Annotated in this window: 16 protein-coding genes; 12 read left to right on the top strand and 4 right to left on the bottom strand. The window is 31.8% G+C overall.

Annotation, left to right across the window (positions count from 1 at the left end; translation table 11 throughout):
* Positions 1-19: 19 nt before the first annotated feature.
* The 11 genes from AC061C_RS08775 to AC061C_RS08825 all read left to right on the top strand — a co-directional run bounded on the left by AC061C_RS08775 (position 20) and on the right by AC061C_RS08825 (position 13,153).
* Complete coding sequence (locus tag AC061C_RS08775; protein WP_478290854.1) at positions 20-1,732, top strand: hypothetical protein; 1,713 nt, start codon at positions 20-22, stop codon at positions 1,730-1,732.
* Positions 1,733-1,816: 84 nt separating this feature from the next.
* A complete protein-coding gene (locus tag AC061C_RS08780; RefSeq protein WP_478290855.1) occupies positions 1,817-4,054 on the top strand; it encodes an McrB family protein in 2,238 nt (745 codons plus the stop codon).
* Positions 4,055-5,419: an McrC family protein gene (locus AC061C_RS08785; protein ID WP_478290856.1), complete on the top strand. Its 1,365-nt coding sequence runs from the start codon at positions 4,055-4,057 to the stop codon at positions 5,417-5,419. It abuts the gene before it with no gap.
* A gap of 405 nt (positions 5,420-5,824) precedes the next feature.
* Positions 5,825-6,412 (top strand): hypothetical protein, encoded by a 588-nt coding sequence (locus AC061C_RS08790; RefSeq protein ID WP_478290857.1) that lies wholly within the window; start codon positions 5,825-5,827, stop codon positions 6,410-6,412.
* 156 nt (positions 6,413-6,568) lie between these two features.
* Positions 6,569-6,982, top strand: a complete 414-nt coding sequence (locus AC061C_RS08795) for a hypothetical protein (protein ID WP_478290858.1) — start codon at positions 6,569-6,571, stop codon at positions 6,980-6,982.
* A gap of 74 nt (positions 6,983-7,056) precedes the next feature.
* Positions 7,057-8,103, top strand: coding sequence for an HNH endonuclease domain-containing protein (locus AC061C_RS08800; protein WP_478290859.1), 1,047 nt, complete (start codon positions 7,057-7,059; stop codon positions 8,101-8,103).
* A gap of 84 nt (positions 8,104-8,187) precedes the next feature.
* Positions 8,188-9,393 (top strand): tyrosine-type recombinase/integrase, encoded by a 1,206-nt coding sequence (locus AC061C_RS08805; protein ID WP_478290860.1) that lies wholly within the window; start codon positions 8,188-8,190, stop codon positions 9,391-9,393.
* 103 nt (positions 9,394-9,496) lie between these two features.
* Positions 9,497-9,847: a hypothetical protein gene (locus AC061C_RS08810; protein ID WP_478290861.1), complete on the top strand. Its 351-nt coding sequence runs from the start codon at positions 9,497-9,499 to the stop codon at positions 9,845-9,847.
* A gap of 139 nt (positions 9,848-9,986) precedes the next feature.
* The gene (locus AC061C_RS08815; protein WP_478290862.1) at positions 9,987-10,697 is read left to right on the top strand and encodes a PGN_0703 family putative restriction endonuclease; all 711 of its coding nucleotides are present in this window, start codon (positions 9,987-9,989) and stop codon (positions 10,695-10,697) included.
* 994 nt (positions 10,698-11,691) lie between these two features.
* Positions 11,692-12,117: a DUF6943 family protein gene (locus tag AC061C_RS08820; RefSeq protein WP_478290863.1), complete on the top strand. Its 426-nt coding sequence runs from the start codon at positions 11,692-11,694 to the stop codon at positions 12,115-12,117.
* Between the two features lie 82 nt (positions 12,118-12,199).
* Positions 12,200-13,153 carry a Fic family protein gene (locus AC061C_RS08825; protein ID WP_478290864.1) on the top strand — a complete coding sequence of 318 codons (954 nt, stop codon included), beginning with the start codon at positions 12,200-12,202 and terminating at the stop codon, positions 13,151-13,153.
* Positions 13,154-13,259: 106 nt separating this feature from the next.
* Here the strand turns inward: AC061C_RS08825 and AC061C_RS08830 are convergent, their stop codons facing one another.
* Genes AC061C_RS08830 through AC061C_RS08845 form a run of 4 tightly spaced genes read right to left on the bottom strand, consistent with a single transcriptional unit; the run spans position 13,260 to position 14,899 of the window.
* Positions 13,260-13,436, bottom strand: a complete 177-nt coding sequence (locus AC061C_RS08830) for a hypothetical protein (RefSeq protein ID WP_478290865.1) — start codon at positions 13,434-13,436, stop codon at positions 13,260-13,262.
* Positions 13,423-13,701, bottom strand: coding sequence for a hypothetical protein (locus AC061C_RS08835; protein ID WP_478290866.1), 279 nt, complete (start codon positions 13,699-13,701; stop codon positions 13,423-13,425). The genes AC061C_RS08830 and AC061C_RS08835 overlap by 14 nt, the downstream gene beginning before the upstream one ends.
* 15 nt (positions 13,702-13,716) lie before the next feature.
* On the bottom strand, positions 13,717-14,142 hold the full coding sequence (locus AC061C_RS08840) for a DUF5675 family protein (protein WP_478290867.1): 426 nt from the start codon (positions 14,140-14,142) through the stop codon (positions 13,717-13,719).
* Between the two features lies 1 nt (position 14,143).
* Positions 14,144-14,899, bottom strand: coding sequence for a hypothetical protein (locus tag AC061C_RS08845; RefSeq protein ID WP_478290868.1), 756 nt, complete (start codon positions 14,897-14,899; stop codon positions 14,144-14,146).
* A 304-nt stretch (positions 14,900-15,203) separates the two neighbouring features.
* Between AC061C_RS08845 and AC061C_RS08850 the strand changes: the two genes are divergently transcribed.
* Positions 15,204-15,422: a helix-turn-helix domain-containing protein gene (locus tag AC061C_RS08850; protein WP_417968125.1), complete on the top strand. Its 219-nt coding sequence runs from the start codon at positions 15,204-15,206 to the stop codon at positions 15,420-15,422.
* Positions 15,423-15,426: the final 4 nt, after the last annotated feature.

Raw genomic sequence — 15,426 nt, forward strand, 5'->3', positions numbered from 1 at the left:
TCTAATTTAATATAAAAATATGTCAGGAACAATATTACTGGAAAATGATTTTTATGAATTTTTAAAGCTCGATACTTTAGGCAATAGAAACATTCTAATTGATTTTGAAGTTATAATAGACAATACTATAATTGATTGGCAATTTAGAGAGATAAGAAATATTGTCTTTAATAAAAAGGTAGTCGTAAGAGATGTTGAAATAAATTCCGGTTTGTTTTTTATCAATTGTGAATTTATAAATGGCATTATTTTTCATAGGGTAACATCAACAAATTATAGTAGTGTATATAATTCTAAAAACAGTAGTGTACTATTTTCTAATTGTATAGCTTCAATAATAATATTTGAGACATCTTGTTTTTTTATAAGAAAAATTACTGTAGAAAATAATAGTAGAATACTTGAAAAAATAGATTTAAAATTAACTAAAATTGTAAATGGAGGATTTAGTATTAAAGAATCAACTATTAATTTTATTGATATTTCAAATTCAAAATTTGATATAAATTTCTCAAGCTCAACTTTTTTAAAGCCATTAAGAGTAGAATCTCTAAATGGAAATGTTACATTAATTTCAAATGAATTTTCAGGATGGTTAAGATTTTGGAATGTTGAATGTAATTTTAGTTTTACTTTAAATAAAAACACATTTAAAGACAAGTTTAATATAGAAGGTTCCCGAATTAAAAACCTAGCGATACACGGTGATATTTTTGAGAAAAAAGGAGAGTTTGAAAACAGAGATTTATCACAGAATAGTTTAGAAACATACTTAAATGAAATATACATAACAGAAGCAAAATTTACGGAAGGATTTGATTTTAATGGTCTCAGTAAATCGATTGAAAAAATAACACTCCCAATAACACCTGAATTTGTAGGAGTTTTAAAATTTGTAGGTTGGGAAGTTGATCATACTTATATTTCGGGTATCAATCAAAATTTGAAACTACTATTTAAAAATATGTCATTTCGTTTCTTTGTAATAAATGATTTCACCAATTACAGTGATATTAGTTTTGATAAATGCAAAGGTTGTGGAGATAGTACTTTAAACTTATCTAATTGTGATTTAGGTTCTACAAAATTTAATGAATTTGCCTTTGATTCTTTTATTAAAATCAGAATTGATAATGCCACATTGGATAAAATTAACCCAACAAGTAGCAGTTGGTTTGAAGACGAAGCATTAGAAATTGGCGATGGCACTCAAATAAAACAAGATCATTTCCAAAGAAAAAGAGAAGTCTATCGTCAAATTAAACAAGCGTTAAAAAATAATGGAAACCAAATTGACAGTTTAATTTTTCAAGCTAGAGAGATGTCATCTTATAGGAATGAATTGAAAAACTCCCAGAAATATAAATTTGCTGACAGAATAGTTATGTCAGTAAGTCAGTCTAATGATTATGGACTTAATTGGGAAAAAACAGTAGGCATCGTCTTTTTAGGAACTTTTATTTTCTACTTAATTATACATCCTTGCATTTCGGATACAATTGGATATACAATAGCAAAAGATTGTTCAGACTTAATTAATACTTGGAATAGCGTTATTAACAATTCTAAACTGTTTTGGCAACTATTTAATCCCATTAGACAAGTTAAAGTTACTTACGGAGAAAATGTAGATAGCGGATGGATTTATTTTTTAGATTTAATCCATAGAATATTTCTAGGAATAATGTTTTTTCAAATTATAAAAGCTTTTAGGAAACATGTTTCGAGTTAATTTAATCAATCCTAAATCTCAATAATTTATTGAAAAATAAAAAATAAAAACGCTCACTAATAGTAAATATCAAACAACAAAAAAATGAATATATTTTTCGGAAAAATATCGAAATTATTCGATATAAAACAAATTGAAGGCGGTTTCTATATTGCACCAAAAGGATCTAGTTGGTTTGGTGATTTAAATATAGGGGATTATGTCTACTTAATTGGAGGTGAAAAAATTCAGTTTTGGCGAGCAAAAGAATGGGGTAAAAAAGATGGTGAAGAATGCTTGTTTTTTGATATACTAAATCCCGATTTAGGAATCAAGATTAGTCAACTTTCAATGCTGAAGTTTTTGAAAATGACGAAAGCATTAGCTGTTATGACATCAAGATCCGCTAAAAATAGAGCTTTCTTTAAGCTTGAATTGACAAAGGATGTGACACCCGAATCTCTAGCTGATAGTAATACATACTTAGATGATGAAATTTTTAGAAAAATAAGGATTGAAAAAAATATAAATGACATTCAAGAAACTGAGGATATTGTTGTGTATTATGAAAATGAAAATTTAAAAATTTTCCCTAGTAAATTCATTGAATTGTCCATATTAGAAGGTTTTAGAGACAATACTAAATATATTGGCTTGGGTTCAGTAATGAAAGATAATGTTCTTAGTTATTTTAATAAAATTGCCAAAACATTACCTACAGCTTTAGATCCAAATAGAATTTCATTGCGCTCCTTTTACGACACTTTTTTTTGTGAGTATAAAGAAAAAACAAAGTATTTCTTAGTAGGTGCATTTTGGGATGCTTCTAACCCGCCAGATCAAACAGAACGATTCATGCGAGAAGGAATTTGGTTTAATGGGTATGCAGATAAGTTTCAAGAAGAAGTAAATAATGTTCCTGTTGGAAGTAATATAGCAATAAAAGCTGCTTTTGTTCGAGAAAAAACAAAATCGGTAATGACTATTAAAGCACGAGGTGTTGTAATTGAAAATCTTCAAGATGGTCAAGCTCTAAAAGTAGATTGGGCAGATGATTTTATACCTTTTGAAGTCAGTTTTGGAGGGTATATGAGAACTATTAAAGAGGTTGTAAAAGCAGAACATATAAAGTCCATTTGGTCGCCTGAAATTAATAGCATAGAAAGCACTCCTGAAACAGACAGTTTTCAAATAAATAAAGTTAAAATGAATAATTTTCCAATTAATCAAATCCTATATGGTCCTCCTGGAACTGGAAAAACTTATAATACCGTTTTAGAAGCCGCTAAAATTGTTACAAATAATGAAGCTATTTCGTATGATGATGCTTTAGTTGAGTTTAATAAAAAACTTGGTGGTCAAATAGAATTCATAACCTTTCATCAAAACTATAGCTATGAAGATTTCATTCAGGGAATACGTCCTGATACTGAAAATGGGAAAGAACTAAGTTTTGAAAAAAAAGATGGAGTTTTTAAGAGAATAGCTGATCGAGCATTAAAAAATATCACCGATAGTGCAAAGCCAGAAGCTGCCAAACAGGATTTTGATGCCGTTTTTCAAGACTTTATAGTACCACTTATAGAAGAGGGCGAAATTGAAGTAAAAATGAAAAAAACTTCGTTTTACATCACTCAAATTTCGGAAAAGTCAATCGAGTTCCGCAAAAATCAGGGTGATTCCCAACATACTTTGAGTATTAATACGTTACGAAAAATGTATAATGACGGAGTAAATCAAATTATACTAGGAGGACTGCAACCGTACTACAATCCTATTCTAGCATTGCTTTTAGAAAAAGGAAAGAGTCAATTCACTCTAGTTGAAAAGAAAAACTTTGTTATAATAATCGACGAAATCAACCGCGCTAACATTTCAAGAGTATTTGGGGAATTGATTACCTTAATTGAAGAAGACAAACGCTCTCACGGTAAAATACCTATGCGTGTGACCTTACCTTCTGGCGATACTTTTATAGTACCTTCAAATTTATATATTGTTGGCACCATGAACACAGCCGATAAATCAATTGCATTATTGGATATTGCATTGAGAAGACGATTTGAGTTTGTTCCAAAATATCCAGATCCAACAGTTGATGGAGTTCATGATAGTGTAATATTGTCTTTATTGAATAAAGCAATTCAAGCAAGAAAAGGATATGATTTTACAATTGGACATGCTTATTTCATGGGAGAAGATTACACATTAGAAAAGACAGTCAATAAGAAAGTTATTCCCTTACTGTTAGAGTATTTTATGAATAATGAGGAGGAAGTAATTAAAATTTTTAAAGAAGCAAATATCAATATTGGCAGCTGGCCATTAAAAATGTTGCCGTAAATGATTAATCTCTTTGAATATCAAAATAAAGCAAACTTCCCCGAGGAGCATTTCGAAAATCTCGAAGTGTTCCTGGATGATATATGGAACAAACGAGAAAAATCAAGCTACTACAATGAGGATGAAAACCGAGAAGAGGTGCAACACATTTTGCAGTTCCTTCACAAAAGAAATCAATTAAAATCTAACAAATATGTTGGTGTCATACATTTTGAAGATCAAACCGTAAACTTATTACCTAAGATTTTCCACGACGCCTCAAAAGAAGCATCAGATCATGATGTAAAAGCAATTAATGCCCATGTTTTATGGTGGTTGAGTTATTGCCGGAAATTGAAATTCCCTAATTATCAAACTGGTTTAAACAACGAACAAGCTGACTTTTTTGAAATTCTGATTTATCTTTTCAGTAAATACACCAAAGAGCTTTTGAGCTCTTCCATTTATCAAAAATATGTTGAGGTCGAAAACGAACTTTCACTTGTAAAAGGCAGAATTGATTTTGACAGTTACATAACTAATAATCTTTCCAGAGGAAGAAACCACAAAGTTAGTTGCATCTATGATTCTTTTGAGATGGACAATAATTTCAATCAATGCATCAAACAAGTTGCAAAACTATTAATATCTGCCACAAAAGATTCTCAGAACAAACGCAATTTATACGACATCCTTTTTCTTTTGGATGAGGTGAGTGACGTTGCCATTACAGCCGATGAATGCAAAAGAATTTTATTCAATCCAATGTTTTCGAGTTTTGAAACCGTTAGGGATTACTGCGTGCTATTTTTGGAAAACAGCATTTCCTTTAATTATAAAAATTCCTTAAAACTGTTCGCTTTTTTATTGCCGATGGAATATGTTTTTGAAGATTTCCTTTTTGGTTTTATTGATAGGGAAATAGAAGGTGTAAATCCAAAAGGACAAGTAACAGGGAAGTATTTAGACGAAGCAAAAAATTTCGGATTGAAACCCGATTTAGTATTAGATCTAGGCGACAAAAAGATTATTGCCGACACCAAATACAAAATGGTATATGATGATTCTAATGATAATAAAAAAGGAATATCACAACCGGATTTATATCAGATGCTTGCATATGCCGTCCGATTTAATATAACAGAAATCAAATTATTTTACCCTAAAACTATTCTTTCAAATGGTGATACAAATCATAATTCAATCAAGATCAAAGATGCGCTTGCTACTGATACTGTTGTAAATATAGAAAGCTATAAATTGAGCATTATCGATAAGAATATCACCACAGAATCCCTAAATATTTCCACAAAACTATTTGACAACTTTGAAGAACTTAGAATTAATTTGAAAAACGAATTAGTAGAAATTCTATTTAATAAGTAGTTATTCAAATCATTAATTTTTTATCGGTACACAGTACACTTTGCGGTGCTATCTTTTATATGTTTTTTTACTTGATATAAGTAAAGAATAATTTCATTCCGCGCTCATTATTATTAATATTATTATTACTACTAGTGGTAGAATTGAGTAAATATTGGCAACAACTATTGAAAATGAAACAGGAAAACACTAACCATTCATTACCATTAAAATTTAGGAAATTACCACTATACAAGTGCAGAAATGTATTAAATACTGTATATATTTGGCGGGAAATAAATCTAGTGAACATTAGATTAGGCTACCTAATGTTAGGGTACTAGGTTTGATTTTTTAACACTTATTTGAGAATTAGCTGTCGGCATATCGCACGACATCGAAAATAAAAATTTAATACTTAAAAATATGAATACAAAAACTATTTTATTTCTAATTAGCTATCTAACAATTTCTGGCTTTACTTATTCTCAATCTTCAGAACATTTAGCTTTCAAAGGAGTACCAATTGATGGAAAATTAAAAGAATATGTTTCAAAAATGGAGCAAGAAGGATTTACAAATCTAAGAACAGAAGACGGAACTGCTATACTAAACGGAGAGTTTGCCGGTTACAAAGACTGTAATATTAGTGTTACTACATTGAAACAAAAAGATTTAGTTTATAAAACAGTTGTAATATTTCCCGAAAAGAAAACTTGGTCAACACTTTTAGAAAATTACATTGATTTAAAAGATATGTTAATTGAAAAATATGGGAGTACCACTGAAGTCGTTGAAAAATTTGATTCTTCATATTTATCGAGAGACGATAATGGCAAAATGTTCAATGTTAAGAATGACAATTGTAAATATTTTTCAATTTGGAAAACTGATAAAGGAGAAATTCAACTTTCAATTCAACACAATGGTTTCGAGAGTTGTTATGTCACATTATCGTATTCAGACAAAATAAATAGTGATATAATTAAAACGAAAGCAAAACGTGATTTATAGATAAAAATGCCGAACAAATATAAGGCGTTTAGTAAGATTGCGAGTTTTGTGGTAAATTCACATTTGTGTTCCGCAAGAAATTTTACCTTATGGTAAAATAAACAGTTAGGAAGTTCGCAACTTCGTCAATCGGCCAAACATTAAACTCAACATTCAATGAAAAACTTATTTATAATAGCTCTTTCCCTTTTTCTTTCACAAACAGTTCTTGGTCAAGAAATAAGTAAAGAGCAGCTTTATGGGACTTGGAAAATTCAAAAAATTAGAACTGCAATAGACAACCCTAAATTTAAAGATCTAATCAATGGTTTTAAAGATTCGTCATTTATTTTTAACGATAACGGTGTTTTTGAACTTAAATCATCAAATACAACTGCATTATTTGTGATGACAAAAGATATGCTTAAAAATTCCAAATGGGCATTAGAGCAAAAAAAGCAAATGATCAGAATCGGCAATCAAGACAATCATTTTTCTATTATGGGTATAAGAGTGAAATTGCAGGATTCAAAAACAATCTTTATAATTGATGAAACTCCACTTGAATTCGAAATGATTAAAGAATTATAAAAAAAAGATTAAAAACAGCAGCGATATAATATGCCATTCCTTGGAATTCTTTTATTAAAACATGATTATAACAAATGAACCTCCCTTTTTCCGATAGTCTACCTATTAACAAATTAGCTTCAGTATTTGCGAGTACTTCGGCTACCTATAAATTTTATTGGTTTTTGGCTATAATCGAATTGGTGGAAGAGGGTAACACAACCATTCCTAAAAGAAAAATTTTCTCTAGAATGGTTAGCAATTCATGGTATACTGTAAATTATTTCCACGTCTCATTTGGCAAACAGGATTTAATACAGCAAGCGGTAAGAACTATTTTAAAAATAGAAAATCTTACTATAGATGATAACAAGAGCAAAATAAATGATATTCTTGAAAATTCAACAAACAAGGAAACGACAGCGCTTTTGAATCATTTTGATCTAAATGTACCACATTGGTTTATTTCACCTTGGTTCTCAGGTAATCGAAGTACTATTTATTCTTCATCACAAGATTTTAGCCATGGTGGTCTTTACAGTTTAGAAAAAGAGTACATAAATATGAACCCTATTTGGATCTCTTATGTAATAGCCAATGCTAAATTACTGAAGGACTTTTGTTATTGGAATCTATCGTTATTTTTGCAAAAAAGAAATCCAAATGTACCTGAAATTCCGAATAAAATAAACAAATCAATCACCCGAAATTCTTTGACCAAACAAAACAATGAATATTGGAAATTGGTATTTAATGAATTGGGATCTATCGAATGCATCTTCACAGAAAACAAATTGATTTTTGATGAAAAAAAATATGCCATTGATCATTTTGTACCCCATGCCTTCGTTTCATACGATTTGATTTGGAATTTAATCCCCATCGACAAAAGCTTTAATGCATCTAAAAGTGATAAGCTTCCATCGGTAAATAAATATTTTGATAAGTTTTTTAATCTCCAAAAAACGGCATTTGAAATCGTAAAAAGTCATAATGCTAAAAATAAATATTTAGAAGAATTCCTTACTATTTTTCCTGATTTAGAGGATGGCAATGATTTCGATTATTTGCGATACAAAGAAAGCATTCAACCCTTGATTACTATTGCTGGTAATAATGGTTTCTCCTTTATGAAAGATTAATTCCTACAGCTCCAGTTCTACTTTTTCGATAATTTTTTAAATTGGAGTAGTGATACCAACTTGTAAACTTAAAATAACGGAAATATGCATCAGGAAAAAATCTTAGTGTTGTTTGTATTAAATACAACCAATATCAATCAAAAAGGAGTATGTCCACTCAGTTGTAGAATAACGATAAATAACAAACGAAAACAATTTGCCACAGGGCTCTTTGTAAATCCAAACCATTGGCAAAGCAAACTACAGCAAGTGTCGGTACAGGAACCAAACCACAAATACATTAATACAAAATTAGAACGCATCCATGTCAAGCTGTACAACATTGCTTTGGTATTTCAACTGCAGGGCCTACCATGCAAACCCGACGATATCTTTAAGGAATACAAAGGCATACCACCACAACAAGAAGCTTACATACTGTCGACTTATAGGAAATATGTCGCTCGAATACACAAACTGGTAGGTATAGAAATAAAGCAAAATACATATGAAAAATTCGTTTACGTGGGCAACCACCTAGAAGCGTTCATAAGGTGGCAATTTAAAAAAGCAGACTTTCCTTTGAAAGAATTAAGCTTACGTTTTCTCGATGATTTAGACTACTATTTAAAGACTGAAAAAAACATCAAGCAAATCACGATCAACAAAATCATTCAAAGGCTAAGAACGCCAATCAAACAAGCGATTTCGGAAGGTTATTTAGACAGGGACCCATTTATATTATATAAATCAAAAAAGGTACTTAAAGAAGTCATATTCCTCACTACAGAAGAACTTAAAATTATTGAAGAATCCACTTTCCAATTAAAAAGATTAAGCATAGTCCAGGACTTATTCATTTTCTGTTGTTACACAGGATTAGCCTATAATGAAATGGCGAATCTCAAAATAAAAAATATTCAAGTAGGTTTCGACAATATGAACTGGATTCAGATGAAGCGAGAAAAAACACAACGTCAAATCTCCATTCCAATTCTGCCAAAAGCACAAAAAATCATCGACAAATATTTTATAGAAAGTAATTGCAAATTCCCTGCATTAAGCAATCAAAAATTCAATGCCTATCTTAAAGAAATTGCAATCATTACAGAAATAGATAAAAGAATTACACACCATACGGCTAGGAAAACATTTGCCTCCACAGTTTTGCTTTACAATGATGTCCCAATGGAAATAGTTTCCGAATTATTAGGACACTCCAATATGACAATCACTCAGGAAAGCTATGGAAAGGTAGTTCAAAAGAAGGTTAGTGAAGCCATTAAAAATCTTGCTGTAAAATTAAAATAATTTCTTAATTTGTGGAAAACCGTAAATTGTACTAATTCCAAAAATCTATCTTTACATTAATTGTTTTTAACAATCAATTGAATACCTATTATACTAGTACACTATGGAATTAACAGAAAATCACAAAAATGGTTTTACCAATTTGAAAATTGGGAAATTAGTTAATAATTTAATGGTTACAATATTAGAAAAAGAATTAATTTCTGACATGGAAATACAAAATTTACAAAAAAAAGATTATTCTAAATTTACTTTTAATGTAATTTTTCCTCTTCTGAAAAAAGTAGATCCTAATATATCAATTAAAGAAAACGGATTGATTAATGGGAGGCAAAGGTATTATGTAAGTCCTATTGAATACAATAATGTTCAGTATTTATTGACAAATGAATGGAAAGAATATCATAGAGAAGATTTTATGAATTGGTTAGGGAAAAAAGTAAAAGATTTATAGTCCATTTTAATGCTAACTGTAACAGTTTGCGTTTAAACTTAAATACATTATGACAACTAGAAAACAATTTGAAAAAAAAATTATTGACAAGAGTGACAGACATAACTCAAAAGGTTATGTATTAAATAATTAAGATAATTTGATTGATGGAATAAGTTTAGATTTATTCCATCATGACTTAATGCAAGGCATTGGTAATGAGTTATTAAGTAAGTTCAATGCCTTATATTCTTCTTCTGCTTTGGCAGTAAATAATTTTGCCGTTATAAAAAAACATTTAAAGGATTTTAAATTTCTTAATTATTCAAATTTTGACAGTGCAACTTTTGAACGTCAATTTATAACTGGTTTATCTGGTACAGCTCCTAATATTGATTTTGTACTGGAAAATGATGTTGCTGTTATCGCATTTGAATCTAAATATCTTGAGTTATTAGATAAAAAAGAAGTTAAATTCACTGATTCATATAATAATAAAAAATTGAAATATCTTAAAGATTTTTGGTTTAATAAAATTAAAATTTACTCTAATCAAAAATTATACTTGGATGTGGCTCAACTGATAAAGCACTCTATTGGTTTAATAAATTATAAATTAAAATCGCCTGAAAATAAAACCAAAAAGCTCATTCTAGTTTACATTTATTGGACGCCTTATAATTCAAGTAAATTTATTGAGTACGAGCACCACTCTAAAGAATTAAATCAATTTAAAGACGATTTAGAAAATCAAACTGATATAGAGTTTGTAAATTTAACATATAATCAGTTTTGGGATTCATTTAATGATTCACCAATTTTTAAAGAGCATTTTGATAGAATAAAAGGCAGATACAACATTGAAGTATAAACAATAATTAAATAAAAGCAATCAAGCGGTCTCTCTCCGGTCGTTCTCTTTGTTCCGTTCGGCAGCTCCAGTCGGTTCACCTTACCTTTTCATAAGAATGTTTTTGGTAAATAAACAATTCATTATTTCAGTTCATTAGTTAGGTTTCCCTCCGTTCCGCAGGCACTTCACAGCACTAAAAAACCAGCAGCTTTAAAATAAGCAGCTGTTTTTTTGCACTGTTTCGTTCCTCATCTTCACACGTTCACTTCCTGCGTTCGGCAGGGCTAATACATCCACAATACCGCTTCATTCCGTTACACTCCGCAGGCTTCGTTTCACTGCATTCCAGCAGTATCATGTCTGTCGCCCTTTATTTTTTCAGCGGTTGCTCCTTCGCACAGCCATCGGGGTTGGCACCGTTCCGTGAAAAACGTCACTTTGCCCTACATCACGGAACGCCTATCGGCTGCTTTTTATATTTTCCCCGCCGTTTCACGCTCGCAGTACTTCACTCCACTCCGTAAACTACGTTCCGTTCCCGTCCTGCGGTGGCTGTTCGATTGCCGCAACCCCGCCACTGCGCTCCTCGAAAAATAATAATCTCCACTACCGTTACGCTTATTATTTTCTGCGGTGCTTGGGGGTGTTTGATTGTCGTTTTCATAAGAACCCTCCCGAAAAGGTGTAACAACAACATCAGTCTTCGAAAAAAAATAAAAAAAGAAAGTAAAGGTAAGTTCCTGTTTTATAAAAAATACAAGTTCAAGCCCTCCGGGTTTTAGAAAAAATCTCCACCCTCAACCTCAAATGTGCAATCCACAACATTAATTGGTTCGGGTAGTATTTTTTCTAAAAAACTTGATTTTTTAAAAACCTCCACTGGAGAGATGACTTTCTTTTTTTCTTTTTTCTTTTTTCTTTTTGAAAAATTTTAGGAAAGGCGGTTTCGACAAATCCTGCATTCATAAAAACGGAAAAAAAGAAGGGAAACTAACTTTTAAATTCCGAAGCCGTGCTTAATTTTATTATTAAAACCCACCGAAAAGGAACGTTTTATAAAGGAAACCAAATCTTTATTCTCAACAAAGGTTTGAATAGCGGCAAACCTCAAAAAGAACCATTCACGAATAGCTTTGTGATTCAATTTTCAAATCAAGAAGATGCAGAAACAGTTTATTGGTTGGCGTACAGTCTTTGGAAAGCCAAATTCTGGCACCAATCGCTTTGCGGTTCGGTAATTCCCTTTTTACGAGTTCGAGATTTCAAAAAGTACTTTTCGGTTAAAGTCAATGAAATGCTGGTGGATTTTGAGTTACACAAAAAACAGATCCAAACGTTGAGGTTGTTGGAGCAAAAAGAGGAACAATTACTTCAGAATATTGTACTTATAAACGAAATGAGAAGAGTGATTTTGAGTCATTATTGTTTAAAGACTTGAAACAAAAAAAGCAAGTAACAAACATAAAATTTGAAAATAAAGTTTAAAAAACTACTTTTGATACTATCAAATGATAGCATCAATGAAGCCTCCTTACGACATTACACCGAAAATTTTAAAGTTGATTACCTCCATTTCCGAAAAAATCGGAGAGGTAAATGCGAATTACCTAAGTAAACAATCACCACAACTTCGAAAACAAAACAGAATTAAAACCATTCACTCTTCATTACAAATTGAGGGAAATACATTGACAGAAGAGCAGATTACAGCTTTGATCGATAACAAAAGAGTAATTGGCCCCGAAAAAGATGTACTTGAAGTTTTGAATGCCATTAAAGTCTATGACAAACTAAACCAATACAAATACACTTCAAACAAAAGTTTCTTAAAAGCGCATCATGATTTAATGAATGGCTTAATTGATGCTTCGGGAAAATACAGAAAGCAAGGTGTCGGAATTGTTAAAGGAACAATAGTAGAACATATCGCTCCACCTCACAAAAATGTTCCTTTTTTAATGAAGGACTTATTTGAATATCTTAAAGATAACGAGGAGCTTACATTACTAAAAAGTTGCGTGTTTCACTATGAAATGGAATTCATACATCCTTTTTTAGACGGAAACGGTAGAATGGGACGATTGTGGCAAACGTTGATTTTAATGTCTGAATACCCAGTTTTTGAGTTTCTACCGTTTGAAACTTTAATAAGTCATACTCAGGAGGATTACTACAAATCATTGGCACTAAGTGACAAAACTGGAAAATCTACTTTCTTTATCGAATACATGTTGGATGTAATTAACAAATCTTTAGAAACGTTACTCAATTACAACAATCGAATTTTACGGGATATTGACAGATTAGATCATTTTATTACTCTTGGACTCAAAGAATTCACAAGAAAAGAGTACATGAATATATTTAAAGATATATCATCCGCAACAGCAAGTAGAGACTTAAAAAAAGGGGTCGCGCTGAATCTATTTGAAATCGTAGGAACTCTTAACAAAACAAAATACCTGATAAAATAATTATTCTCAATATTATCCAATGTAAATTATCTAAGCATAAAAAAAGCCTGATCTCACGACCAAGCTTTCATATAAATTCGGAAAAGGTTACCAAGCCAAACCCGAATTATTTCTTTTTAATTTTTGTCAATCCTTTTAAAAGGAGCGAAATTAGGAAACTAATAATAGCTCCAATTACCGCTAAGATAATCGTTTTTAGAATATCTTCAGAAACAATATTTGGCATGACACTCAATAAAGTTCCAGATGCGGTTCCGATTTGCAAGGAGTTATTTGATTCCATCTCGCGGTAAATTTTGATTGCCCTTTCTCAACCGATTGGTGATGGCCTGCTCTCGTTTCGCCGTATCGTCAACCGTAATCTGACTGATTACCGAAATGACACCTCCCGCAAGGGCTGCATATCCGGCAATACTGACAACTACTACAGGTAAAACTACCGGAGCTGCAATAATACTGCCACTGATAGCCAATAGCGCCATTCCAATACTTCTCAAAACTTTAAAAAACTTTGGGGTTGGTGCTTTCGCACGTTCAACTATATTCATAATTTCTTTACTTTTTTACCTTGTCATCATGAGCGGAATCAAAGGATTAGATTGGATTTTTATTTTTACTTCTTCATTATCGACTATAGCTTTATAAACTAACGCTTTTAACTTTTCTAGCGCTTTTCGGGAAAAACTTCCTTTCCCTATTCCGGTGTGTAGTGTTACAGTTGCGATACAGCCCAACAACTCTTTCTTGGCGTCATTGGCGGGATGGATTAATATCAAATCTCTTCCCGGAACATTTTTCAAATGCAAGTGCCATTGGAACTTGGGACTAAATCGCTTCTGTAAAACATATTCTCCTTCGGGAATACAAGAAATACGCTTTTGGTTATCTAACCAGGGCAACTCGATGGTATAACAAACTATAGTGCCGTTCCATTCTAAAACTCCCTGTGTTCCCTCTGGAAAATAAATTCTATTCAACACCAAAACCATCTTACAATCCGCTTACTTGAGCCAATGCCAATGGATTGTAAGAACCGTTTTTCAACGGATACATTCTGCCATTTACCTCTTGGTAAAACTCCACACCCAAAGCCAAAAACAAAGGGCTTACGCTGTCTGGAGTTACCGCATTCAACTGATTGATGGCTGCCGTTGGAGCCGAATCCCACGGTAGAATAGCCGTTTCAGAGCTGGAAACAACAAAAGTTTCTGCTTCAAAATCAATTTCCGCACCGGCTGAAATGATTTTATAATGAGTCGTTCCACTAGGAGCGGCAATCATATTCGCAGGAACAAATGATAGGATATCTACGGAAATCTCTCCGCTAGCTCGATCGATAAGACTGGTAAAAGGAACATACAAAGTACTTCCCAATTTCCCTCTGATATTGAAATCAAAACCCACAAGCAATTCCGCTTCTCCATCAATCACATTTCGAAGTCCACGATCATTCGTCAAATCCGCTTGGATCACTTTAACCATGGCTTGGGTCAATCGGCTTACCATTCTGCTGTCGGCAGAATTAATAAGCAAAGTTCGCATTGCCGTTCTCAAAGTTTTACCAGCCTTTCCGGCTCTACCAAATTCAGAACCGTTTTCACGCGTTCTTTGAAACGCAGGATCACTTTTGATTCTGCTGGCGTCGATGCCTCCTTTTTCGCGTGCCAAATGCCCGTCTTGGGTTTTGTAAAAAGTAATATCTCCAATAGTACCTTTTAACTTGATTATTCCTTTCTGTCTTGCCATAATTTCTAAATTTTTAAATTAATAAATGTGTCAAATTCCGTCAATCATCATCCTGTTGCAACACCTTACGATTGATTTCGAAACAAAGATTACACTTAAATAAATAATTTAGAACACAGCTATATTCCATATGTCCTACAGAGGTATAAATGGCATTTATAAACATAAATGTCACTCTGCATCGAAAATAGAACCAAACAATATTTATATGCTTTTAAATATAAATACATTTTATTTAACAAATTATATGCTTTTGCATATAATTTACTATATTTGCTTAAAATCAATGCAAAAGCATATAATTATGAACACACTAGCCGATTTTGTAAAAGAGAAAAGAAACGAAGTAAAACTCACCCAGGAAGCCTTTGCAGATCGCGCTGGTGTTGCACTTACTGTTATTCGGAAAATAGAACAAGGAAAAGAAAACCTCAACCTCGAAAAGGTAAACCAGGTTCTCAAAATGTTTGGGCATACCTTGGCTCCGGTCAATGCGAGAGAATTATCCAAAAATGAAGACTAAATAA

It is taken from the genome of Flavobacterium sp. GNP010 (assembly GCF_056428945.1).